Source organism: Domibacillus mangrovi (assembly GCF_001906925.1).
Lineage (GTDB): Bacteria > Bacillota > Bacilli > Bacillales > Domibacillaceae > Domibacillus > Domibacillus mangrovi.
In genome coordinates this window covers 399,747-422,767 of the sequence record NZ_MRWQ01000005.1, presented here as the reverse complement: position 1 = coordinate 422,767, position 23,021 = coordinate 399,747, and the positions used below count along the sequence as shown (strand labels likewise).

General features: G+C 38.4%; 25 protein-coding genes and 1 pseudogene. 21 read left to right on the top strand and 5 right to left on the bottom strand.

The annotated features are described in order from the left end of the window. The first annotated feature begins 89 nt into the window (after positions 1 to 89). The 3 genes from BLL40_RS07255 (at position 90) to BLL40_RS18000 (ending at position 1,080) form a co-directional block, all read left to right on the top strand. Entirely contained in the window at positions 90 to 350 is a 261-nt protein-coding gene (locus BLL40_RS07255; RefSeq protein WP_073711233.1) for a hypothetical protein, read from the top strand. Positions 351 to 657: 307 nt separating this feature from the next. Continuing rightward, complete coding sequence (locus BLL40_RS17120; protein ID WP_143180096.1) at positions 658 to 894, top strand: hypothetical protein; 237 nt, start codon at positions 658 to 660, stop codon at positions 892 to 894. Between the two features lie 57 nt (positions 895 to 951). Further along, complete coding sequence (locus tag BLL40_RS18000; protein ID WP_281247244.1) at positions 952 to 1,080, top strand: hypothetical protein; 129 nt, start codon at positions 952 to 954, stop codon at positions 1,078 to 1,080. A gap of 86 nt (positions 1,081 to 1,166) precedes the next feature. Here BLL40_RS18000 and BLL40_RS07245 read toward each other — a convergent pair whose 3' ends face one another. Next, positions 1,167 to 1,913 (bottom strand): TraR/DksA C4-type zinc finger protein, encoded by a 747-nt coding sequence (locus BLL40_RS07245; protein ID WP_073711270.1) that lies wholly within the window; start codon positions 1,911 to 1,913, stop codon positions 1,167 to 1,169. A gap of 422 nt (positions 1,914 to 2,335) precedes the next feature. On the opposite strand from BLL40_RS07245, the gene BLL40_RS07240 reads away from it, so the two are divergent. From BLL40_RS07240 to BLL40_RS17525, 4 genes are all read left to right on the top strand, one after another. After that, entirely contained in the window at positions 2,336 to 3,334 is a 999-nt protein-coding gene (locus BLL40_RS07240) for a BMP family ABC transporter substrate-binding protein (protein WP_073711231.1), read from the top strand. Positions 3,335 to 3,367: 33 nt separating this feature from the next. Continuing rightward, complete coding sequence (locus BLL40_RS07235; protein WP_073711230.1) at positions 3,368 to 5,179, top strand: sensor histidine kinase; 1,812 nt, start codon at positions 3,368 to 3,370, stop codon at positions 5,177 to 5,179. A 183-nt stretch (positions 5,180 to 5,362) separates the two neighbouring features. After that, complete coding sequence (locus BLL40_RS07230) at positions 5,363 to 5,992, top strand: HNH endonuclease (protein WP_073711229.1); 630 nt, start codon at positions 5,363 to 5,365, stop codon at positions 5,990 to 5,992. 480 nt (positions 5,993 to 6,472) lie between these two features. After that, positions 6,473 to 6,646, top strand: a complete 174-nt coding sequence (locus BLL40_RS17525; RefSeq protein ID WP_173799905.1) for a hypothetical protein — start codon at positions 6,473 to 6,475, stop codon at positions 6,644 to 6,646. A 79-nt stretch (positions 6,647 to 6,725) separates the two neighbouring features. Here the strand turns inward: BLL40_RS17525 and recA are convergent, their stop codons facing one another. Beyond that, entirely contained in the window at positions 6,726 to 7,715 is a 990-nt protein-coding gene (gene recA / locus BLL40_RS07225) for a recombinase RecA (RefSeq protein ID WP_073711228.1), read from the bottom strand. A 324-nt stretch (positions 7,716 to 8,039) separates the two neighbouring features. Here recA and BLL40_RS07220 point away from each other — a divergent pair, with 324 nt between their 5' ends. From BLL40_RS07220 to BLL40_RS16785, 9 genes are all read left to right on the top strand, one after another. After that, a complete protein-coding gene (locus tag BLL40_RS07220; protein WP_073711227.1) occupies positions 8,040 to 8,240 on the top strand; it encodes a cold-shock protein in 201 nt (66 codons plus the stop codon). Positions 8,241 to 8,384: 144 nt separating this feature from the next. After that, positions 8,385 to 8,528 (top strand): 3-methyladenine DNA glycosylase, encoded by a 144-nt coding sequence (locus tag BLL40_RS17115; protein ID WP_143180095.1) that lies wholly within the window; start codon positions 8,385 to 8,387, stop codon positions 8,526 to 8,528. Between the two features lie 84 nt (positions 8,529 to 8,612). After that, positions 8,613 to 9,122 carry a hypothetical protein gene (locus BLL40_RS07215; RefSeq protein WP_073711226.1) on the top strand — a complete coding sequence of 170 codons (510 nt, stop codon included), beginning with the start codon at positions 8,613 to 8,615 and terminating at the stop codon, positions 9,120 to 9,122. Between the two features lie 124 nt (positions 9,123 to 9,246). Next, on the top strand, positions 9,247 to 10,125 hold the full coding sequence (locus BLL40_RS07210) for an aldose 1-epimerase family protein (protein WP_073711225.1): 879 nt from the start codon (positions 9,247 to 9,249) through the stop codon (positions 10,123 to 10,125). Positions 10,126 to 10,295: 170 nt separating this feature from the next. Further along, complete coding sequence (desA, locus tag BLL40_RS07205; RefSeq protein WP_073711224.1) at positions 10,296 to 11,321, top strand: Delta(5) desaturase DesA; 1,026 nt, start codon at positions 10,296 to 10,298, stop codon at positions 11,319 to 11,321. A gap of 121 nt (positions 11,322 to 11,442) precedes the next feature. Next, positions 11,443 to 12,576, top strand: coding sequence for a sensor histidine kinase (locus BLL40_RS07200; protein WP_073711223.1), 1,134 nt, complete (start codon positions 11,443 to 11,445; stop codon positions 12,574 to 12,576). Beyond that, positions 12,573 to 13,172 carry a response regulator transcription factor gene (locus tag BLL40_RS07195; protein WP_073711222.1) on the top strand — a complete coding sequence of 200 codons (600 nt, stop codon included), beginning with the start codon at positions 12,573 to 12,575 and terminating at the stop codon, positions 13,170 to 13,172. Before BLL40_RS07200 ends, BLL40_RS07195 begins: the two co-directional genes overlap by 4 nt. Before the next feature lie 182 nt (positions 13,173 to 13,354). Beyond that, the gene (locus tag BLL40_RS07190) at positions 13,355 to 13,633 is read left to right on the top strand and encodes a MerR family transcriptional regulator (protein WP_073711221.1); all 279 of its coding nucleotides are present in this window, start codon (positions 13,355 to 13,357) and stop codon (positions 13,631 to 13,633) included. 1,115 nt (positions 13,634 to 14,748) lie between these two features. After that, a complete protein-coding gene (locus BLL40_RS16785; RefSeq protein ID WP_245797914.1) occupies positions 14,749 to 15,528 on the top strand; it encodes a hypothetical protein in 780 nt (259 codons plus the stop codon). A gap of 101 nt (positions 15,529 to 15,629) precedes the next feature. Here BLL40_RS16785 and BLL40_RS07180 read toward each other — a convergent pair whose 3' ends face one another. The 3 genes from BLL40_RS07180 to BLL40_RS07170 form a co-directional block, all read right to left on the bottom strand. Next, positions 15,630 to 16,286 carry a potassium channel family protein gene (locus tag BLL40_RS07180; protein ID WP_073711219.1) on the bottom strand — a complete coding sequence of 219 codons (657 nt, stop codon included), beginning with the start codon at positions 16,284 to 16,286 and terminating at the stop codon, positions 15,630 to 15,632. A gap of 150 nt (positions 16,287 to 16,436) precedes the next feature. After that, a complete protein-coding gene (locus BLL40_RS07175) occupies positions 16,437 to 17,705 on the bottom strand; it encodes a TrkH family potassium uptake protein (protein ID WP_425429403.1) in 1,269 nt (422 codons plus the stop codon). Positions 17,706 to 18,147: 442 nt separating this feature from the next. Beyond that, positions 18,148 to 19,404: a M48 family metallopeptidase gene (locus BLL40_RS07170; RefSeq protein ID WP_073711218.1), complete on the bottom strand. Its 1,257-nt coding sequence runs from the start codon at positions 19,402 to 19,404 to the stop codon at positions 18,148 to 18,150. A gap of 190 nt (positions 19,405 to 19,594) precedes the next feature. On the opposite strand from BLL40_RS07170, the gene BLL40_RS07165 reads away from it, so the two are divergent. From BLL40_RS07165 to BLL40_RS07140, 5 genes and pseudogenes are all read left to right on the top strand, one after another. After that, positions 19,595 to 20,428, top strand: coding sequence for a GDSL-type esterase/lipase family protein (locus tag BLL40_RS07165; RefSeq protein WP_073711217.1), 834 nt, complete (start codon positions 19,595 to 19,597; stop codon positions 20,426 to 20,428). Between the two features lie 455 nt (positions 20,429 to 20,883). Beyond that, positions 20,884 to 21,522: a TerD family protein gene (locus tag BLL40_RS07155; RefSeq protein WP_073711215.1), complete on the top strand. Its 639-nt coding sequence runs from the start codon at positions 20,884 to 20,886 to the stop codon at positions 21,520 to 21,522. A 100-nt stretch (positions 21,523 to 21,622) separates the two neighbouring features. Next, complete coding sequence (locus BLL40_RS07150; protein ID WP_073711214.1) at positions 21,623 to 22,099, top strand: glutathione peroxidase; 477 nt, start codon at positions 21,623 to 21,625, stop codon at positions 22,097 to 22,099. A 107-nt stretch (positions 22,100 to 22,206) separates the two neighbouring features. Then, complete coding sequence (locus tag BLL40_RS07145) at positions 22,207 to 22,449, top strand: DNA alkylation repair protein (RefSeq protein WP_073711213.1); 243 nt, start codon at positions 22,207 to 22,209, stop codon at positions 22,447 to 22,449. 175 nt (positions 22,450 to 22,624) lie between these two features. Beyond that, positions 22,625 to 22,813 (top strand): annotated as a pseudogene (locus tag BLL40_RS07140) (divalent metal cation transporter); the annotation flags it as partial. Positions 22,814 to 23,021 lie beyond the last annotated feature (208 nt).

Here is a 23,021-nt window from a genome sequence, read left to right as displayed (position 1 = left end):
CTACATGAAGATCTTATTTGCATATGAGGGCATAAAAAAGGGTAGAGTAGGTTATCACAATTAGTAAAAGCTAAAAGGAGGTTAAGGTGATGCAAGTAGAAAAATTAGCCTTAAACATTCATGAAAACATTAAGAGTGGAAGGAGGCCAGACTCGAACAATTATGGCGTTGGACTAGAGAAGTTCGGGGAAGCTATTCAGTATATCGATTTAAATAACTTGGCAATAGGTATTAATGTGCAAAGAACGGAAACAGGAAAAGAAATAATGGGTTACTTTAGCGATGAAGACACTTCTCTCACTTTACCGGGGATGGAATTATTAGAGAAAAACAAGTCTGAAACAAAATAGAAATAATGATTGTAAAAGCCGGTATAAAGATGAAAAGTACTCTTCTTTTGGGTGCTTTTTTCTTTGGTTTAAAAATGTAGATAACGAAGAGGTGATTGTACTGCGTGACCTAGTGAAGAATAGAAAAAGTGAAGTTCGATATTGCCAACCATTAAGCAATGGCCAAGCACTTCACATATACTTTTGGCGCGAAAAACAGAGTATTTCAAAACGAATCGTATATGTCTGGAATGTCGGTATAATCATTACCGACACTCGAAAAAAGGCGAACAATTGGAAAAATCATAGTCTGAAAGGGAAAAAAGACATGTCAACTGGAGAATGCGGGCTGGAAGGTTTGAAAAAAGCAATCGATATTATCCTTCAGTTCAGATACCGCTTAAAACGAAACGAATATTTGTTTGTCGTTTTTGATGATGAGAAAAGAAAAAATGCCTATCGCTGGTTAGAAAGGTATGGATTTATGGAGTTTCACAAAGATGGGCAATTTCAGGCGTATGGCACCTTTAATCCGATCTATTGGGATTGGGCTGCGGCAGAGTAGCAACGCCGGATGTGGAAATAATAAAAACAGGAAAGGATGAAAGGAGGGATAAGCGGAATGAAGCAACCGAGCAGAGGACTACACGTTCAAATTGCGAAGTGTTTGCAACAGCGAAGAATGGATGTGAGAAGAGCTGAACGTCTGGCTGGAAAGAACATGTCTGATATCGCAAATTCCGGAAAATAAAAATAACACTTATTATTACTAACGTTTACAAAAGAGAAGGGACAGCTTGAGTATACTGCTATATGAACTCAAGCTGCCTGACTCTATCATTTTTTCTTTGTATAGGGATCCTGCTCTGATGCAGGTAAGTCACCAAATTCGGTCATTATACCTTCTTCATCTAATCCATCTTCATAATGATCATGTTGTTTATTCGGATAGACCGTAATATTTTTTCCGGTGATATCCACCCCGACAAAATTTTCGTAATCTTCTACGTATCCGACGTTTTCCTCCGCATCTACATACATGTCGTCATAATCTTCCGGTGGATTTGCAAAATCAGATGGTGATTCAGACGTTCCATATTGTGCCACATCTTGCCACGAATCTTCCGCATCGTAGGCGACATTTTCATCTTTTGTATCTATATCAAACTTTCCAAACGAAGTTAATACGCTTTCTTCAATAGGCCGATCGCGGGAAATTTTTTGGTCCGGAGAATGATCAATGCAGTACAGGGCTGTTGGCAAGGCTTCTAAACGTTCAACAGGTATTTCTTCCTTGCACGTTTCACATATGCCGTACGTTCCATCTTTCATCGCTTCTAATGCATGATTGATACTTTGCAGTTCCAGTTCAGCGTGTTCATTGAGCGCTACATCTTTTCCTCTTTCAAATAACTCAGAACCTACATCCGCCGGATGGTTATCGTATACGGATAGTTCACTTATCGAATCAGATAGGCTTCTCTTTAAATCGAAATGATCATTATCCTCAAAATGAGAGGCTAATTCAGTCTTCCTGTTCATTAACTCTGTACGAAAATGGGCTAGCTGATCTTCTGTTAACATCATCTTCAGTCCTTTACCATGCATTTGGATTAAGTACTCCATAGAAAAAATGAAAAAAGCTACAAAAATAGGCTACCCATAAAGTGAAACTTCATTCTTTTTTCCAATGTCTTGAAGTGAGGTCTTCCTGCCCGTTAATACAGGATAAAACTCTCCATTAGCGTTCAAAGGACTATAGATAGTGGACTGTTTGAATAAACAGTTTATGATCTTCTCTTTTTTAAATCCATTGCAGAGAGTATAATACTTATAATTAAATATACAGTACGTTAATGAAAGTAATCATTTATTTATAGAACGTATGTATGATATTGTAGGTTTCGATAAGATGCGTATTAGTAGCAGATATTTGTAAAATCCTAGTCGATATGTATACTTTTTTAAGATGTAATTGACATGTCTGTCTATATAGGAGGAATTTGATGCCGCAATCGAATCAGAGTAAACTACTGTTATGGACAACCATAATCGTTATTTTGACGTTTTTATCTATTATATTGTTTAAAACAGAGATGATTTTAGACAATACTACAACAAATAATCAAATAGAAAAAACAAAGATAACGATTATTACCTCTGATGTCATTGAAGATCAAAGCTGGGGCAGCCTTGCTTATAAAGGAAAGATGAAAATCGAGGAGCAATTTCCCATATCCGCTGAGTTATTTAGTGAGATCAAAACAGAGGAACAGATGAAAAACACGATAACGAAAGCTGTTGCAGAGGACTCTAAGGTGATCATTGGTCATGGTCGCGAATTTTCGAATTATTTCACAAAAATATCCACATCTTATCCTGACATTCATTTTGTCACCATTCATGGGACTGCACAACATCCTAATCAAACCGTTTACACCTTTGATCAAAATAAGATTGAATATACAGCGGCTTTGGCAGCTGGTATGAAAACAAAAAGTAATAAGATTGGTTTAATAGATGCATATGAAGCGAGAAAGAGGCTTCCAGGGTTTGAACAAGGGTTGAAACAGTATAAACCGGAAGCTGTATTGTACTATAGCGTTGTGAATAGCAGGGATGACGGAGAAAAAGCGGTGGAATTGATGAAAGAAATGATTGATCAAGGTGTCGATGTGATCTTTACGAAAGGGAATGGCTACAATCGGGATGTGATTGATTATGCAAAAAAGAAAAACATTTTTGTGATCGGCTATTTGGACGATCAATCCTACATGGGTGAAGAACACGTATTAACGAGTGTCGTAAATGATGTGCCACAGGCATATATTGCCGTGATGAAAGACTTCTATAGTGAGGGCGGAATCTCTCAAGGGAAAGTCGTATTGAATGAAAAAGATGGGGTTTACAATCTGGCCCCATTAGGGCCGATGTATACAGAAGAAGAGAAACAATATATCCGTTCAGAGATTGATAAATTGAACGGAGAAGACGGGGCAGGTTGATCTATTAAACAGGGGGAGATAGGGAAAAGTGTGATGAATAAGAGCTTTTTAAAAATGTCGTTTCGCAATAAAATCTTAACAGCCCTTCTTTTAAATACCATATTGCTAAGCGGCTTTTCACTCATCTTTGTTCAATCGATCGAAGAAATCAATCTAGTGAGTAAAAAAGTGAAAGACCATAACATTCCAGAGATAGTATGGGTTTCTTATTGGGAAGAAGAGTTAAGTATTAAACAATATATAGTTGAAAGCTATCTTTCCGATAATGGGAGCAGTCGCTTTATTGAAACGTATACATCGCAAGAATTAGAAAAATTTCAATATGAAAAACAAAAGCAAGTAGTGATACCTAAGTCGATGGAAAGCTTTGAACGAGAAATGAATTTATTGGATTTTATTATTGTCAACAATGTACGGGGCCTTATTATGTACGGAGATGAAGAGGCTGCTAAAGAATACATTAAAGATCAATATTTACCGAGAATGGAAGAACTGAAGCGGGAATTGGAAAGTTTAAAGGAAGAAACCTTCATGTCTTTAAATGATCATACGAATGATTTTACAACGATCATTGCAGAATCATTACTATTATTAATATTAATGACATGCGGGGTGGTCACATTATCGATCTATGCATCCTATAAAATTAGCAGAAGCTTAACAAAACCGATGGAGAAAATGATTCATAGCGTCAATGATATAGCTAATGGCCAATATGGTTTAACCATTAATGAAACAAATCAAATTGAATTACAGCACTTAACGGATTCGATTAATCAAATGTCACTCCGATTAAAAGAATCTTTTCACACGATTTTAACGGATAAGATCTATCTAGATGAAATTTTGAAATCATTACCCGTTGGCATTATTACAAGCGATGATGAAATATCTTTCTTTTCACTCAACAAGTCAGCTGAAAATCTGTTAGGTGTAGATGCTGAAAAGATAAAAACACTGTTGCGAGATGGAGATTATTTCCAGAATAAATTATTTTGGGACATTTTGCTCACAAAACAAATTTGTCAAAATATAAAGATTCCGTTGAAAATCAATGGGAGAAGTTATCAAATGTTAGTTTCGCAATCAGAGTTAATTAATCAACATAAAGAAGTCATCGGAAGAATCTTTTATTTCGTCGATATAACGAAAACGGAAGAATTAGAAAATAGAATTCATCAATCTGAGAAGTTAGCTCTTGTTGGCGAATTAGCTGCAGGGGCAGCCCATGAAATTCGAAATCCATTATCGGTCATTAAAGGTTTTCTATCATTGATGAATGATGCGATCTCCGATATGGATAAAGAACGATTCTATTTGCCGTTAGTTATGAAAGAAATTGACCGAATTAACATTATCGTTGAGGATATGCTTCTTCTATCTAAACCAGGAGCCCCTATTTTAAAAGAAATCTACATAGAAGATATAATTAATGACATTTTGCCATTAATTACTCACTCTTCATTAGAAGCGAAACAGATTGAATTTATCATTAATGTAGAGCGATTACCTGTATTTGTTGATATAAATCAAATGAAACAAGTGTTTTATAATTTAATTCGGAATAGTAAGGAAGCGATAAATGAGCGAGGGACGATATATATATATTCAACTAAGGAAGATGGTTATTATCAAATTTATGTTAAAGATACGGGCACGGGAATCCCTCTAGATATGCAACAATCTTTATATCAGCCATTTTTTACGTCTAAAGGAACAGGAACCGGTTTAGGTTTGACACTTGTGCAAAGGATTGTTCAAAACCATGAAGGGAAAATTGAATTAGTTTCCACTTCAAACGAAGGAACTACTTTTGTTGTCAGTCTTCCGTTACAGCAGAGTTAAAAAAGGATCCCGCAAATTGAGGTCTTTATAATTGTTTAAACTAAAAGTATCCTAACGGGTACTTTTTTATTTAAAGAAGGCATAATGAGTGGTCATATACCGAATGAAAATAGGAAAAGATAAAAAGAAAAGAATAAGTACAGCTAAAGTTCGTAAAAATAATCTAAAGGCAGGTCAGGTGAAATGAACTTAACAGAAAAGCAAAAGGTGTTTATTGATCATTATTACGCCACTTTAGATGAAAAAAATTCGATTGCAACAATTGAAGAAATGGTTGAAGTGTTCGTTGTTCTGTATTTGGAAGCGAATGATGATGACAAAAGAGAACGAGTGGCGTATTCCATTTTGACGATGCATTCTGCAATAGAGCTTATAGATCTCGACGAATTGTTAGACGTTGATGAGTTATACGAGCACGCTGCAGCGAGACAAAAGAAAGTGAAAAATGGCCCAATAGCGGCACAAGAAAAAAGGCATCGACATCGGGGAGATTTTTCTTTGACGGATGCTGAATGGGAAAACGCCGTCTGTCATTTTAACAATGAATGTGCCTATTGCGGAAAGAAAGAAAAATTAACGTTTGAACACGTTGTTCCATTTTCAAAAGGCGGCAGCTTTGGCAAGGAAAATATTATCCCCGCTTGTAGCACATGCAATTCCAGCAAAAATGATCTGGACTATGATCATTGGTACAGAAATCAGCCTTTTTACGATGAAACGCGAGAGCAAAGGATCATGACGTATTTAAGCTTAATGAATAATCAGGGCTCAAATGATGACGGGTTAAGCGAAGATCATGTCCTTTTTGCGTGATATAAATGAGCATGCAAGAGCAGAAGTGTGGATTGTCCGGCAGCGTCAACGCATATTTTTTGGCCATACCGCGCAGTACATTCATATCAAATTGGGCGAAGTGGGCAACGATTGGATCATGGCCAATAAAGGCGAATATATCCTCATATATATCCCGAAACGTTGATGGTTCTTGCACATCTGCCTGATTTTAGCAAGACTCTGGCTTGCATTCGCCGTTTCAAAATCTAATGCGACAAAACGAATCATCAAACAGTCCTCCATTAGCAGGAACTCGATAGCGTAAGTGTACTGCTTTTTTTGGTGAATTCAAAAAACTAGTAAATGTAGAGGAAGAAAACAGTCAATAAACGGATGGAATAGAGGTTAGCTGTGTTGATTGGACGATCCTTCTTGGAATTCAGTGTAATAGAGACAGACGAGACAACGGTTTTTTGTTGTATAATGGAGGAAAAGAGATAGTTAGAAGGTGTTTGATGTATGCAAAAACTAGCCTGGGGATTAACCGTCATCGGATTCATTGCGATTTTAAGCGGCATTCTCTATCCGCTTGACATGATAAATAAACCAACGTTTTTCACGCTGCTCATTAGCGGGGCATGTGTGATGTTTGTTGGATCGATGGTGAGAAGTTTTTCGTTATTGAAAAAATAAAGGTTGATTCGTTCGTCCTGTATGAAAAAGAATGATAAAAGCGAAAATAACTCCGGATTTGAGACCGGAGTTATTTTCCTTAACTAATGCCTAAATGAGTTCGAATCTTCATTTCGATTTCATCGGAAATGGCTTTGTTCTCTTTTAAAAAGATTTTTGCGTTTTCCCGTCCTTGTCCAAGACGTTCTCCATTGTATGAATACCATGCACCTGATTTTTCAATGATCTCTGTTTCAGCACCTAAGTCGATGATTTCCCCTTGTTTTGAAATCCCTTCTCCATACATAATGTCTACTTCTGCTGTACGGAAAGGCGGTGACACTTTATTTTTGACGATTTTGATTTTCGTTTTGTTTCCGAGAATTTCTGTTGCAGACTTAATTTGTTCAGAACGTCTAACCTCGACCCGGACGGATGCATAAAATTTGAGTGCGCGTCCTCCAGGTGTTACTTCTGGATTTCCGAACATGACCCCTACTTTTTCTCTTATTTGGTTAATAAAGATGGCAATCGTACCCGTCTCACTAATCGCGCCATTTAATTTGCGCATCGCCTGTGACATGAGTCGAGCTTGTAAGCCGACATGCGAAGCGCCCATTTCACCTTCGATTTCTGCTCTTGGAACGAGAGCAGCGACTGAATCGATAACTAAAATATTAACCGCTCCACTTCGCACAAGTGCTTCTGCAATTTCAAGCGCCTGTTCGCCAGTATCTGGCTGAGAGAGAAGGAGTTCGTCAATGTCTACACCGATCTTTTCCGCATAAACAGGGTCAAGTGCGTGTTCCGCATCTATAAAGGCTGCTGTCCCGCCTTGTGCCTGCACTTCTGCAATCGCATGAAGAGAGACCGTCGTTTTACCAGATGATTCCGGACCGTATATTTCAATAATACGACCTTTCGGATATCCGCCAATCCCCAAAGCCTTATCGACTTGAATAGATCCACTGGAAACGGCACTCACACGTTTGTCGGCCTGTTCACCTAACTTCATAATCGCCCCGTGGCCAAACTGCTTTTCAATTTGCTTTAATGCAGCATCTAATGCTGCTTGTCTATCAGCACTCATTATTATCATCCTTCCCAAAAATAAGCGCCTCTTGAAAGAAAAACGCTCTCCATTATTGTTTCATTATAATGCGAAACACATTCCAGGAAAGGCTCATATATCAATGGCGAAAATTTGTTCTATATTCATTATATAGAAACGTGTGTTTGTTGTCAAAGGAACAAATACATGGAAATAATCTAAAATTTGGAAAATATTTCCCCTATTTTCATTGAAATCGAAGAACTTGTTTGAATATGTATAAAAGAACAGTTAAACAGAGATAATAGATAAGCAATCTGAAATTGCGACTTATGAAGTATTTTTTATGCTAGGAGGAACAAAATGGAAAGCGGTAAAGTGAAATGGTTTAACAGTGAAAAAGGATTTGGGTTTATCGAACGTGAAGGGGGAGAGGATGTATTTGTCCATTTCTCTGCTATTGAAGGTGAAGGATACAAATCATTAGACGAAGGCCAGACAGTGACTTTTGAAGTTGAAGATGGTCAACGCGGCCCCCAAGCAACAAATGTAAGCAAGGCATAATGAACGATGCGAAAACAGACCTGGAGTTCCAGGTCTGTTTGTATGTAAACAAAGGAAATAACGACGGCAAGACGCCGTGTTTATATTTAATAAAACGGGATAAACATGAATATATGCTAACTTTTGTGGATGGAGGGAAGTATCATGCCAGAAGAAAAAAAAATAAAATATAGTGACTCAATCGAGCAAAAGGAAAAAAAAGAAAAGGGACAAGATATTGAGCCACAACGAGCTCGAGATCAAAAAAAATCCGGAAAAGAAGATAAAAACCCTGACGACTTTGAGTAAATGCTTACTATGAAAAGAAGACGAGTTTAAATTGCTCGTCTTTTTCGATATTCCAATTAAAGGTAAAAGATAAGGAGTGAGCACATGAAATCAAAATCAGATAGAGAGTCCTTTATAGACGACTTGGATGATCAAAATGACAAATTGTATTTAATTTTAAGAGGCCATCTTTATATTGAACATGAATTAAACAAATTGCTCGAAGGTTTTATCCCAAATCCAAATATATTAGAACTGTATAAAGAACGATTTCGGACTAAAACGGAAATAGCGTTTGCCTTTAACTTGATTGAGCAAAACCAATGCGAAATGCTTCTTGAATTTAATGAACTGCGAAATAAATATGCTCACCGGCTGAAATATAACATTAGTCATCAAGAAATTATGAAGCTAAAAAGTCAATTAGGGGAAATAGAAGGGCTCGAACGACTTGTAGAAGATATCATTACAGAGAATAAAAGCACTTCTGTAACAGATCTAAAAACAGTCATCGCTGGACTCCGTACTATGTTAAATGTAAAAGCAGCGGGAATCAAGAAGTGTGAAAATCCATCCTTTCAGGTGATCAATTTGAAAGAATTGGAAAATGGGTAAGGGGGATTCAGCAGAAATAATGTTGAATTTTTTTGTGTTTTTTAAAGGATAAGAGGATTGTTTTTCCTCCTATATCCGTCATAATAAGAAGGAGAAATTTTATAAAGATGAGGAGTACGAAACAATGATTACGATTGAAAATGATTGGTTAAAAGTAAGCATTCGAACAGAAGGAGCCGAAGTACGAGAGGTGTACCATAAAAAAAACGAGTTAGATTATATGTGGACAGGTGACAGTGCATATTGGGGACGTGTATCTCCTGTCTTGTTTCCTATTGTAGGACGTTTAAAAGGAGATCAGTACGTAGTGAACGGGGAGCCCTATTCGATGTCCCAACATGGTTTTCTGCGTGATGTCAACTTTGAGATTGCCGAGCAAACAGCGAGCAGCGCTTCTTTTCAATTTGAATCGGATGGTCTATTCACTGATATATACCCGTACGAATTCAAGGCAATCATTCACTATATACTAAGTGAGGCATCCCTTATCGTCCGCTGGGAAATAATGAATGAAAACAAAGAAACGATGTATTTCTCGATCGGTGCGCATCCGGCGTTTCGAATCCCACTATTGGAAAATGAAACAGTCGAGGATTACAAAGTAAAAGTGATTCCTGCTGAAAATAAGAAAGCAATGGAATATGAACTAACAGATTCACTTATTAAAGAAAAAGGCTCAGCTGACGGCGTTCAATCATTTTCATTAACCCCGTCCCTATTTGCAAATGATGCATCTATTTACAGTAACATTGATTATGTCACGCTTGAATCGACAACGACAAGCAATGGAATCGACGTCACGCTAAAAGGATTTCCATTCGTGGGGATTTGGTCTAACTACAATGAGGCAGACGGCACAATTGCTCCGTTTATTTGTATTGAGCCGTGGTACGGTGTTGCCGATACAAACGAGACATCGGGGGAATTAAAGGACAAATTCGGTATTAATAAGCTTGAGGTAGGTGAAACATTTCAAGCGGAGTATGGAATGAGATTTAGATAAGTGTTCAAATCGAACGTGGTCTGATTTTTAATGAATAAAATCGAATTGTATAGTACATCATTTATCCATGACACTTGTCATATTTAAAGCATGACGGGTGCTACTGCACAAGTGAAAATTCCTCCGTTATAATAAGGCATATCATCAATTAGCGGAGGGAACACAACAATATGAGCAAAGAAAAAGCAATAGTTTTACGAAAACAAGTTGCTCCATACGAAAAATCAAATACGAAAGCAAGTGTATGGCAGCTCATTAACACGATTGTACCATTTGTCGTTATCTGGTACTTAGCGTATCAAAGCTTGTCCATTTCCTACTACCTTACGTTAGGGTTATCGGTTATTGGCGCAGGATTTATTACGCGGATATTCATTATTTTTCATGACTGCTGCCATCACTCGTTCTTTAAAAATAGAAAATTGAATCGCATTGTCGGAACGCTTACGGGTGTTTTAACGCTTTTCCCTTATGATCAATGGGCACACAGCCATAATATCCATCACGCAACAAGCAGTAATTTGGATAAACGGGGAACCGGTGACATGTGGATGATGACGGTTGAAGAATATGTAACTGCCCCATTAAAAACACGTATTGCGTACCGCCTCTATCGGAATCCAATCGTTATGTTTGTCATTGGACCTATTTGGGTATTTCTTATTACGAATCGTTTTAACGTAAAAGGAGCAAAAAAGAAAGAGCGTATGAATACGTATCTTACGAACATGTTGATTTTGGGAAGTGCGGCATTGCTTTGCTGGACAATTGGCTGGCAGTCATTCTTGCTTGTACATGGTCCAATGTTCTGGATTGCTGGTTCGATGGGTGTTTGGCTCTTTTATGTACAGCACACGTTCGAAGATTCTTATTTTGAAGAAGATGAAAATTGGAATTTTGTTCAAGCAGCCGTGGAAGGAAGCTCTTTCTACAAGCTTCCAAAACCGTTGCAGTGGATTACAGGAAATATCGGCTTTCACCACGTACATCATTTAAGCCCGCGTGTACCGAATTATCAATTAGAAGCGGCACACAACAACGCGGATCCGTTGCAAAATGTACCGACCATCACCCTCTGGACGAGTATTCAGTCTGTAAAATTCCGTTTGTGGGATGAGCAAAAGAATAAATTTGTTACATTTAAAGATGCAAATCAATCTGTTAAATTGTCAAAGAATACCGTCATTAGTGACTAAATCGTACAAACGCACATGCAAGGCCATGTTTCCGTATTAACGGGAACATGTTTTTTTTTACAAAAAAGTGGTAGATATGTGCTAAAATAAGAAGCAAGTACCAGAAAGATGAGGAATACGGATGAAAAAACGAACGACAGTCTTTCAAAAAAGTTCGGGTATGTCTCCATATATATGGAGTATTTTAAGTTTTTTGCCTTTTTATTTTATATTCCAATCTTCCTCGACGAAGGAAATTATCTTTGGGATCACACTGACGGTTCTCTTTTATGTGAGCTTTCGGTTCGCGTTTCTATCTAAAAATTGGCCTGTTTATGTATGGATCTGTATTTTAGTAGGTATATCCATCATCATGACGATCCTCTTTCAGTTTATCTATTTTGCCTTTTATATTGCGTACTATAACGGCCATATAAAAAAGAGAGCGGCTTTTATTACAGCTTATGTCATTCATTTAGTTGGCACATCTTTTTCGATCAATTACAATTTTGTTCTGAAAGATCCATTCTTTATTCAGCAGCTGCCGCTCATCGTAATTGTCTTTATTAGTGTCATATTACTGCCATTTAATCTATATAATCGAAAAAAACAGGACAAGCTTGAAGCGGAACTGCAAATGGCGAACAATCGAATTTCTGAATTGGTCAAACAAGAAGAGCGGCAGCGCATTGCCCGTGATCTTCACGACACGCTTGGACAAAGACTGTCTCTCATCGGCTTGAAAAGTGACCTTGCGAGAAAGCTTATTTATAAAGATCCGGAAAAGGCAAAAGAGGAATTAATCGATGTGCAGCAAACCGCCAGAACGGCATTAAATGAAGTGCGGAATTTAGTTTCATCCATGCGGGGTATTCGGATCAACGACGAAATTATACTCGTTCAACAACTGTTAAAAGCAGCACAAATCGAATATACGGGTGAAAAAGAATTTAAATTGAACAACGTATCGCTTTTTGTTGAAAATATTATTAGTATGTGCATGAAAGAAGCCGTGACCAATATTGTCAAGCATAGCCAGGCTTTTTCTTGTCATATTAGCATCAAACAGACGAAAACCGGGCTGCGATTAACAATAAAAGATGATGGTATTGGCATGGCCCGGCAAGATATTGGAAAAGGAAGCGGCCTTCTTGGAATGAGAGAGCGGCTGGAATTTGTAAATGGCAGTCTAGATATTCGATCAGATAGTGGAACGATGATTATTATGAATGTGCCAAATGACGTGAAACAGCGTGATGAGGAGGAATATGAATGATAAGAATTGTCATTGCCGAAGATCAGCGGATGCTGCTCGGGGCATTAGGATCGCTGCTCAGTTTAGAAGACGATATGGAAGTAGTCGGTCAAGCAGCAAATGGGGAAGAAGCGGTAGCACTCGTTCAGACGTTACAACCGGATGTGTGTATTATGGATATTGAAATGCCATTGAAGACAGGATTAGAAGCTGCAGAGGAGTTAAAAGACTGCGGCTGCAAAGTGATCATTTTAACAACATTTGCCCGTACAGGCTATTTCCAGCGTGCGATCAAAGCGAAAGTGGGCGGCTATTTGTTAAAAGACAGCCCGAGTGAAGAACTCGCCAGCTCTATTCGTAGCATTATGGCTGGAAGACGCGTATATGCGCCTGAATTGATGGACGATTTTTATAGTGAAGAAAACCCGCTGACGGAAAGGGAAAAGGATGTACTAGAGCTTGTAGCTGATGGGAAAAACACAAAACAAATTGCTGAGGAACTTCATATTAAAAATGGTACGGTACGAAACTATATTTCGACTATCTTTGATAAGCTCGAAGTGAAAAATAGAATCGAAGCCATCTCGCAATCGAAAGAAAAAGGATGGTTTAAGTAAATAAGAAAAGCTGCTTGTGTTTACTGCGAGCGGCTTTTCTATATTTACAACAGTTTTGAATAAGCAATTGGTTCTGTCTTAATGGACAGAGTTTTTTGCTTTTACCGGATATTAGAGGAATTTGGAGTCACGGGGTACATATATATGATGGACAAGCATGATGAAAAAAAGGAGGGGAGCAGATGGATTTGTTCATAGGTGTTGGACTTGCAATAGCTGGGTATTTTATCTGTGATGGATTACGAAATTACCAAAATCCAACGGAAAAAAGCTTCTTTGATTATTTTAAAAAAAATGATCAACGTGAATTGTTGACGGAGAGCAGCGTGCATCATTTTTTGGGCATAACGAAAGAAGAAGCGAGAATGTTAATTCACGAACACCCTGATATTCCTCACTTTAAATTAAATGGACAAGTGTATTTCTCTAAAACCAAATTGCGTGAATGGGTAAAAGAATAAAGGTTCACTTTATCCCGCATTAACGGGCAGTAAGACCCCCGCTTCAAGACATCGAAAAGAAAAGAAGGATAAGCGGGGGATCCACTACCCGTAAAAGCCCGATTAGTTCGGGCCGGCCGAAGCCGGTCACTCAGGTATTGCCGCAGGACGCGGCGCTCTTTACCTGAGTTCCTTTTTATTCAGTGGGGGATGAAGAAAACCCCCACTGAATGAAGTTTCACTTTATCTCAGGTATTGTCGTAGGACGAGGCATTCTATACCTGAGTTCTCTTTTATTCAGTGAGTATGAAGAATATCCCAATGAATGAAGTTTCATCTTATTTCATCACACTATCCAAATAGGTGCACTCTGCATATATTAGTTATGGAGAATATATGCAGGCGAGGTGTGCGATATGGAGAAAATGTTGACGGACTATGTACTTCTTTTAAAGGCATTTTTACCTAGAGGAGCTGAAATTCTGGAGCTACAGCAGCCAGAAAAACGTCCTGCGCTCTTGCTAGCTGACTTAGATGGGGATCATTGCCTAGAACTGGTAGGGGCTTATAAAGATCATGGTGAAAATTACATCATCATATTGAAAGAATACGATCATACGTGGTACCAAGTGGCTCACATGAAAGGGAGCGGGTACAGTATAACGGATTTATTGGCTGCTCCTGTTGTAGACTGTACGATTAACACATTGCTCATCGGCTGGAAAATTTCAGGCATTTGGTCAGAGCTTGATTTACTGCAGTGGACCCCAGAAGGCTTTCAGCATTTGACGCCGAATAAAAAGGTTTACAGCAAAATGGCAGTAGAAAATATGAATGAGTGTCCTGGCACGTATGAGATTGCCCTCTGGGATCATGACACAGGAAATGCCTATCAAATAGATATCTATCGTTGGTGCACAAACGGCCTCGTTAAAGCAACGGATGTATACCCTTATTACTTCAAGAAAGTAGCGAATTACTATAAAGCCTTACTTCAAGAGATGGATTCTCCTGTTTATTGGTACTATTTAGCTGATGCGCAAATGAAAGCAAAATTGTTCGATCAAGCTTTAACGACTATTCATAAAGCGCTGTCCTCATCGACTCCTTACCCTTCTAAAGAAAAGCTGCTTGAGATGAAGCGTCAGCTGCAGGCGGAAAATAATAAGGTCGTTCAAGTGAAGCGGGGAGACGTGACCGGGGATGGAACCATTGATACGGTCTATCTGACAGCCGATCAAACGCCGGACAGTCCATTTTGGCAAAATATCACTCTTGTCGTACGAGATGGAAGAAGCAATCAGTATGAAAAGATTGAACTGAAAGAAAATGCTGGCTATAATCCGACTATTTTTCTTGGTGAATTTACAGGGGACAAAGTGGAGGATATTCTCATTATTATCAATACAGGCGGAAGCGGCGGAACGATTTATGCCTATGTGTTTTCGTTTATAAACGGGGAAATTCGTCAAATCTTTGATTCTGAATCATTTAATGAAAAATATACGTATAATGTGGCATATCAAGATCATTATAAGGCCACTGTGACGAGCTTCAACAAGAAGAAGTATACAATTGATCTCATGTATAAAGGTGCTGATTATTTAGCGGAGATTTATAACGCGGATGGGACACTGAAAGAGCCAATCGAAGGCTGGGTATCTCCTTTGTCGGGACTGTATCCCGTTGATTTTGACAGGGATGGCACGTATGAACTGAACACATTTCAAAACATCGCTGGCCGATATAATGCCGATGGACTTGGCTATATGGAGAATGTACTTAAATGGAATGGCAGAGAATTTGCACCAGACCGCCAGCATGTGGCGATCTTTGGTGAAGAGTTGAATACGGTCAAACTGGATTTACCTAATATGAAAATGAGGCTTCCGGAAAGATTAAAAGATCCTATGTAATAGAACGTTCTTCTACTGACACCATTCGATTTTTGGAATGGTGTTTTCATGTATGGTAAAATGAATAGCCTGTACAATCCATAATAAGCAGAGCAACGGGTCTATTCTATATTGGAAAATGCCGATAGATCTGATTTTTTACCGATCACGATTAAAATATCACCGTCGTTCATGATGTGGTCAGGTGTAGGGGAGATGGTCACTTCATCATGGCTCATGACGGCAATTACATTTAAATGATACGTTGCTCTTATACTAAGATCCTGTAAGCTTTTCCCCCCCATGCTTGACGGGATTTTTATTTCTTCTATGCTGTACTCATTTGACAGTTCGATAAAGTTTAAGACATTAGGTGATAACAGCTGATGGGCAACGCGTTCGCCCATATCTTTATCCGGATAGACGATCCAATCAGCTCCGACTTTTTCTAACACTTGCCCGTGTAATTCGTTCAGTGCTTTGGCGATGATTTTTTTAATCCCCAACTCATTTAAGAGCAATACGGTCAAAATACTTGCCTGCATATTACTTCCAATGGCGACGATGACACAATCAAAATTGCTAATACCGATGGATTTTAATGTTGCTTTTTCAGTCGTATCGGCTACAGCTCCGTGCGTAATAAATAATTCAGCATCTTCGACTTCGTCCGCGTTTATATCAATACCCATCACTTCCTGGCCGGCTTCATGCAGTTTTTTTGCAATACTTGTTCCGAATCGGCCCATCCCAATGACCGCAAATTGTTCTTTTTGCATCTTGTCGCTACACTCCTTATAAATTCATCATTTTCACGCATTCCTCTTCCGCTTCAAAATATAACTTCATTTTAAGATAGGGGTCCAAAAGGGGAGTCATAAGCCCCCACTTCAAACAGCTTGAAAGAGCGTTAAGTGGTGCGTAGTTGACTAGCCAATCATTATTTTTCCTTTCGGATAACGGAACGCATTCGGTTTTTCTCTTGTCGCAACGGCATAGGCAATCGTTAAAGGTCCAACCCTTCCTGCAAACATAGCGAAAATAATGAGTATACGGCCAATGGGTGATAATTCAGGGGTCAGTCCCATGGATAAACCGACGTTAGAAGAGGCAGAAACCGCTTCAAATAAAATCATTAGAAAGTCTTTTCCACTTTCTGTAATCGTTAGCAGCATCGTAAGGATAATAGCGAGAAATATCCCACTGATTGTGATGGTAAGAGCTTTATAGATGGTGCCAAAAGGAATACATTGGCGAAAGAATACAACATCTTCTTTCCCTTTTATCTGTGACCAAACAGCCCCTAATAAAGTTGCAAAAGTCGTTGTTTTAATTCCGCCCCCAGCTGAACCAGGAGAAGCTCCGATGAACATAAGAAAAATAAGCAGGAATAAAGTAGACTGTGATAAATCGGAAAGGTTCAATGTACTGGAACCGGCTGATCGTGGCGTAACAGATTGAAAAAGGGAGGCTAACACTTTTCCAGAATAAGATAAGGGCTGCAATGTTTTAGGGTTTCCAAACTCTAATAGCAAAATGAAAATTGTGCCGCCAAACGTTAAGACGAAACTCGTAGCGAGTACTATCTTCGTATGTAAAGAGAGACGGCGAGTTTCTCTGTATTCGAACACCTCATTCAAAACAATAAACCCAATACCGCCCACTGTAATAAGTGCACAAACGGTTAAACTGACAATCGGATCTTCTGCATAAAGGGCTAGACTTTTAAATCCCCCCGTTAAGTCAAAACCGGCATTATTAAAATTTGAAATCGCATGGAAAACCCCGTAATAGACTGCTTTTCCAATGGGCATTTCAGCAGTAAAACGAGACGCTAAAAGGATCGCTCCAAAGATTTCAATCGTAACGGTAAAAAGGATAATTCTTTTCGTTAACTTCACAACGCCTGAAATGGACGAGCTGTTTATTGATTCGCGAAGTAGCAACCGTTCTTTTAAAGAAATTCGTTTTCCTAACAAAACTGCAAAAAAGGTAGCAAACGTCATAAAGCCAAGTCCTCCTAGTTGAATGAGTGACAAAATGACGAGCTGTCCAAATAAGGTAAAGGTAGTGCCTGTATCCACAACGACGAGACCATTGACACAAGCAGCAGATGTAGACGTAAATAAAGCATTTAAAAAAGACAGCCCATTTCCATCGACTGTCGCATAAGGCAGGGATAATAGAAATGTTCCCATTAAAGAGATCGTCAAAAAGCCCAGTACGAGAACTTTGGGAGGGTCTAAAAATTTTTTCAACTGTTTCAACTCCCTGTTTGTAAAATGAAAAGTACAATCGATTTTATAAAATACATTGTTTACACTATTCTGTCCTGATACTTCATGAACATTCATAAAAACACACAGCCTGAAAAAGAAATGCTCTTGTGGGCTGTGTGTTTTTCCTTCTATTTAATTTTGTATCTTTCCATCTATCATGACTTCAGCATAAACACCAAAACTGCTCGCATTGTTTTTGATGATTGATTTTAAAATATAGGAATTTTTTGGAATATTGTCTTGTGCAAGGGTTATTATGACACACGGCTTCGTTGATTGCAAAATTTTTAATTTATTACCATTGGAGATAATATGTAATGGACAAGCCCGTCTATTGAAAGACTGGGCTTCAGATTATTCATTATTCTTTTGGAATCGTGTAATGTTCGACATAATCGATCCGTTCAATGAGACGGGGATGAGATCCTTGGAACAAATGAATCACATCAGGATCATATCCGGTTGTTTTGGAATCTATTGTGAGCTTCTGAAAACTTGAAATAGCGGCTTCTTTGTCCTTTGTCAAGTTCAATGCATACTCATCCGCCTGTATTTCCATGTATCTTGAATAGGCATTTTCCAAAGGAGACAGGGGGAAACTGACGATCGATACGGCTAACAAAAGAAGGGGAAGAGCCGCAAAATCATCGGCTTTTTGAATACCAATCCGTGAACCAACATTTCTTAAAAGGAAGTGGTACACATAGTACGTGCCGAATGCGATGTAAAAGGTCATGAACACACTTAAAAATAGGTTGTGGTACATATGCTTTAACGTATAGTGGCCGATTTCATGCGCTGTCACAAAACGAATTTCATCGATCGTCAATTTTTCAAGCGTAGTGTCCCCAATAACAATTTGCATGTTGGAACCGATACCTGTGACATATGCGTTCATCTGATTCGTTTGTTTAGACATATTCATCTCTAAAATTTTCGCATCCGGAATCCCGGCTTTTGAGGCGAGTTGTTCAATCTCAGCACGAACAATTTTGTCTTCAAGCGGTTTATATTCATTAAAGAGTGGACTAATAAACTGTGGGACAAGAAACATCATGAGAACGGTAAAAGGCAGGCAAAAGCTCCACAAACTAAGCCACCATTTTTTCGGCTGTTTTCCGATGAGCCAGAAAGCACCGAATAAGAGAGGCATTATGATGAGAAAGTCTATGCCGAGATCAAGGAGAAAATCTTTTGCCCAAGAGTACAGGCTTTGACTCGTCAAATCATAATGATGGCCGAGATAAAAAAAGAACAGATCAAGAGGAAGGTAAATGGCTGCGAGTATGAGTGAAAGGACGGCATAGTAAAAAGAAAATTGCCAGAAGGAGCGTTTGGCGATTTTTTTGGCATGGACACATACCCGTTTGGAACAGGAAAGAACGGCAATGAAAAGGAAAAAATCAAGTGGTGTTTTTAGAAAAAAAGTAAAATAACCGATCAAATCAAGCTGGTGGGACTCTTCGATTTGAGCCAAGGTTAAAAAGGCAGCAGGGTCTGCTGTCGTTCCTTTATAATCTTGTGGGATATCACCGGGCGTAAGACTAAATAGGTACAAACTGATGCCAGCTACATAAATCAGATAAACGAGAAAAAAGATGACATAAAAAGGTTGCATTGCCCATGTTTTTTCACGGATATTCCTATCACTCCATTACGCTTTATTGGCGGATTCATTAATTGACTTTTTAGTTTATGAGTACTATCTTTTTTTATGATTGATATGACGATGTATGGCGTATAAAATGTTATGAATTGGACGATAATTGAATGTGTTTGCATATAAAAGGAGGAAGTAAGACGAAAAAATGAAAGTCATTGGATATGTACTCAGTCTCATAGGAGTAGGCGTGTTAGGTGTATCGATTTGGCTTTATTATCCGCAGTATCAAATCGATAAGGTGAAAAAAGAAACGGCCGCTGTTTCACATACAATGGCGAGTGAACATCACATTTCGTATACGGAATATTACCGTTCTGTCGATAAACCAATTCTTCATCATCTAGCGTTAGGTGATTCAATTATAAAAGGTTTCGGGGCTAGTTCGAACAAGAATTTAGTCAAAGCATTTTCATTGAACTTGGAAAAGGACATTCAAAAACAAGTTATTTATCAAAATGAAGGTATTAATGAAATCACAAGCGAAGAATTAAACAACTTAGTCCAGCAAGGAGAATTTGACGAGAAGATTAAGAATGCAGATATTGTCACCATTAATATTGGGGGGAATGATATACTGCGCCTCGGTTTTGAGGAAGGCTTTTATGAAGCAATCCGCTCATTTGATCGAATCCAAACCGACTTTGTTCATAACCTATCGAGTACGATGAATCGAATTAACAAGCTTAATCCTAATGCGACTGTTCTTTTGTTGGAGCTATATAACCCATTGGATCAAGAAAACGAATTTTATTCTTTAGCAGATAAAATACTCCCTAAATGGAACTTGAAGCTTTATCAACTAGCAGATGAAGTGGACTATGCAGTAGTGATTGAAACGACGGATGTGATCAATAGTGAGCAGCGGCAGTATCTTTCTTATGATGGAGTCCATCCGAACGCACGCGGATACGATGCGATTGCTGAACAAATGTTGATCCAATTAAAAAACGATACGAGAACGTTAGTGGAACAATATTAAATAGACTGAATGTAGATGTTAATGAAGCGGGAGATTTTAAGTTAACGGAATAGGCTTGTTAACGATTAGGCATCCATTTGGGGGTGCTTTTTTCTTTTGTCTTTTAGATGAACAAAGGAGAAAGAAGCCGGAGGGCAAAAGATTCAAAATTGAAGAGAGGTGGGACGGTGTGGTACGATTTAATAATTATAGCTTTTCTGAACGAGAAAATGGATATGAACTAAATGCTGATATTAATGGTGCTTTAAACATTTTGTGTAAAAGTAACTTGCTGGATTGCAAAATCCTACAAGTTAGAGGGAGCTTGGCTCGCCCATCAAGGATAAGGGTTAAATAACCAAACTTCTTGTAAAGAATCCCACTCGTTTCACCTCAAGATGAAGGGCTTGTCCCTTTAGGGGTGGGAGAAGTCAAATGAGAGTAAGAAAAAGATATTGTAGGCAGGAGGAATCTCGTTGGTTAAACTGGTTAACGGACAAAAAATAGAGTTAACGAAGCCGTCTTCTATGGTGACATCTATTCAGCTCGGTCTTGGTTGGTCGATCAGTGACGATTCAGCATCTCATTTTGATTTGGACGCATTAGCCTTATTAGTGGATGAAGCAGACAGCATTCATTCAATTGTATTTTATAATCAGTTGACAGCGTTTGATGGAGCGGTTGTTTTGTCAAATGATAATCAAAATGGTGCCGGAACAGGCGATGATGAACAATTATTCCTTCAATTATCGTATGTACCTGCTTCGATTTACAAAATAGTGGTGGCAATTGTCATTCATGAGGGGGATGAGCGCGATCAAACATTTGGTAAGGTGAATGATGCTTATGTCCGTATTGTCAGTGGCGAAACGAAAGAAGAAATCGTCTGTTATGAGCTTGAAAAAGATTTTTCGAATGAAACAGCTGTTGTCATTGGTGAAGTGTGCCGAACGGAAGATGGCTGGATATTTGAGACTTCTGGAAAAGGCATTGAAGGCGGCATTCGTTCAGTATGTAAGGCGTACGGAATGACGGAATGGCCGGATTCCTTTTTGGAAAAGAAAAAAGCGCTAACTAAAACATCCCCTTTATATGCAAAGAAGCCACTTTTTTAAGAGTGGTTTTTTTGTATGCAAACAAAGTGCATCTGTTACTTGTATCGTGTACGATGAAAATGAACGCGATATAAATTGGGAAAAGAGGAGATAGCTAAATATGACAAGTGTATATGATTTTGAAGTAAAGAAGCCGAATGGTGAAATAACATCGTTAAAAGAGTATGAAGGAAAGCCATTACTGATTGTCAATACCGCGAGCAAATGCGGATTCACGCCTCAGTTCGGCGGACTGCAATCCCTTTATGAAAAATATAAAGATGAAGGACTGGTTGTGCTCGGTTTTCCATGTGATCAGTTTAATAATCAAGAGTTTGATGACATTAGCGAAACGACCGAGTTTTGCCAGCGAAACTATGGTGTCTCGTTCCCGATGTTTGCGAAAATTAATGTGAACGGTGACAATGCAGACCCGCTATTTAAACATCTGACGACAGAGAAGAAAGGGATTTTATCGAAAAAAATCAAATGGAATTTCACGAAGTTTTTAGTCGATAAAAATGGACAGGTTGTCGAGCGGTATGCACCGGCGACGGTTCCGGGGAAAATAGAAGAGGATTTGAAAAACGTATTATAATGAATCGTTTAAAAAGCGCAGGGGCTTAATTGTCTCCAGTGCTTTTTTAATAATAATAGCGGCTTCTGGAGATCATAATGGACAACATCTACTATAGGGGGTTTTTTATGAGTACTCGATATTGCTGCCCAAACTGCAAAACGAATCGGTCTAGATTCAACATAATTGAACAGGTTGCCCATGCGGTCAAATTAGATTCTCAAACAGGTGAAGTCATTGAACGATTTGAAGGTCCCGATGAAGCAGGCCCTTTTCATACTGTTTACAACGGTCCAAAGCAGAGAATCCAATGTGCTGCTTGCGGATTAATTGAAGATGAAATGACGTTTATTAAATTTGGTGAGAAATAACGATCCTGCTTCATATCATGAAAAAATGCAATTCAATTCAACAGTGTTGCGTTAACACCTCCAGGATTTTCACGAAATCTTGGAGGGCTTATTGGTCTATAACACAATTTTATACAACTATAGTCTATACATAATTTTAAATTAAATCATGTCTTTTTGAGAGAGTGATTTTTTAAGTTTTTTATTATCGGATGGGATGCTTGTAGAGAGCGTCATGCCGCATGCTATTTATTTACTTTCTGCTTTAACACAGAATAGAATTGTTGGCCAAAACGATGTTGAACGAAAAAAGATCTTTCGTTTCGAGTTAGTTGATGTCAGGATTGCTATGCTCATTGCAGGTGCAATCAATGCTAGTATGTTAAATTGGATAATGATTTTCAAAAAAACCTCTGAATTGTACGATATTTTCATACGATTCAGAGGTTTTTTCTTAAATTGTTTGTGATGTGAAATATGTGAAGCTGGAGGATTTATGACCCGCTATATAGAAAAGAAGACTTATAAAACCAAGCATGATGAGGCCTAAAATAGAAAGAAGCATCTTCTCATATTTTTAAACATAGCGATTA

Coding starts and splice junctions, on each gene's coding strand:
- BLL40_RS07255 (WP_073711233.1), top strand. CDS start 90: ATGCAAGTAGAAAAATTAGCCTTAAACATTCATGAAAACATTAAGAGT.
- BLL40_RS17120 (WP_143180096.1), top strand. CDS start 658: ATGTCAACTGGAGAATGCGGGCTGGAAGGTTTGAAAAAAGCAATCGAT.
- BLL40_RS18000 (WP_281247244.1), top strand. CDS start 952: ATGAAGCAACCGAGCAGAGGACTACACGTTCAAATTGCGAAGTGTTTG.
- BLL40_RS07245 (WP_073711270.1), bottom strand. CDS start 1,913: ATGTTAACAGAAGATCAGCTAGCCCATTTTCGTACAGAGTTAATGAAC.
- BLL40_RS07240 (WP_073711231.1), top strand. CDS start 2,336: ATGCCGCAATCGAATCAGAGTAAACTACTGTTATGGACAACCATAATC.
- BLL40_RS07235 (WP_073711230.1), top strand. CDS start 3,368: ATGAATAAGAGCTTTTTAAAAATGTCGTTTCGCAATAAAATCTTAACA.
- BLL40_RS07230 (WP_073711229.1), top strand. CDS start 5,363: ATGAACTTAACAGAAAAGCAAAAGGTGTTTATTGATCATTATTACGCC.
- BLL40_RS17525 (WP_173799905.1), top strand. CDS start 6,473: ATGCAAAAACTAGCCTGGGGATTAACCGTCATCGGATTCATTGCGATT.
- recA (WP_073711228.1), bottom strand. CDS start 7,715: ATGAGTGCTGATAGACAAGCAGCATTAGATGCTGCATTAAAGCAAATT.
- BLL40_RS07220 (WP_073711227.1), top strand. CDS start 8,040: ATGGAAAGCGGTAAAGTGAAATGGTTTAACAGTGAAAAAGGATTTGGG.
- BLL40_RS17115 (WP_143180095.1), top strand. CDS start 8,385: ATGCCAGAAGAAAAAAAAATAAAATATAGTGACTCAATCGAGCAAAAG.
- BLL40_RS07215 (WP_073711226.1), top strand. CDS start 8,613: ATGAAATCAAAATCAGATAGAGAGTCCTTTATAGACGACTTGGATGAT.
- BLL40_RS07210 (WP_073711225.1), top strand. CDS start 9,247: ATGATTACGATTGAAAATGATTGGTTAAAAGTAAGCATTCGAACAGAA.
- desA (WP_073711224.1), top strand. CDS start 10,296: ATGAGCAAAGAAAAAGCAATAGTTTTACGAAAACAAGTTGCTCCATAC.
- BLL40_RS07200 (WP_073711223.1), top strand. CDS start 11,443: ATGAAAAAACGAACGACAGTCTTTCAAAAAAGTTCGGGTATGTCTCCA.
- BLL40_RS07195 (WP_073711222.1), top strand. CDS start 12,573: ATGATAAGAATTGTCATTGCCGAAGATCAGCGGATGCTGCTCGGGGCA.
- BLL40_RS07190 (WP_073711221.1), top strand. CDS start 13,355: ATGGATTTGTTCATAGGTGTTGGACTTGCAATAGCTGGGTATTTTATC.
- BLL40_RS16785 (WP_245797914.1), top strand. CDS start 14,749: ATGAAGCGTCAGCTGCAGGCGGAAAATAATAAGGTCGTTCAAGTGAAG.
- BLL40_RS07180 (WP_073711219.1), bottom strand. CDS start 16,286: ATGCAAAAAGAACAATTTGCGGTCATTGGGATGGGCCGATTCGGAACA.
- BLL40_RS07175 (WP_425429403.1), bottom strand. CDS start 17,705: ATGGGAACATTTCTATTATCCCTGCCTTATGCGACAGTCGATGGAAAT.
- BLL40_RS07170 (WP_073711218.1), bottom strand. CDS start 19,404: ATGCAACCTTTTTATGTCATCTTTTTTCTCGTTTATCTGATTTATGTA.
- BLL40_RS07165 (WP_073711217.1), top strand. CDS start 19,595: ATGAAAGTCATTGGATATGTACTCAGTCTCATAGGAGTAGGCGTGTTA.
- BLL40_RS07150 (WP_073711214.1), top strand. CDS start 21,623: ATGACAAGTGTATATGATTTTGAAGTAAAGAAGCCGAATGGTGAAATA.
- BLL40_RS07145 (WP_073711213.1), top strand. CDS start 22,207: ATGAGTACTCGATATTGCTGCCCAAACTGCAAAACGAATCGGTCTAGA.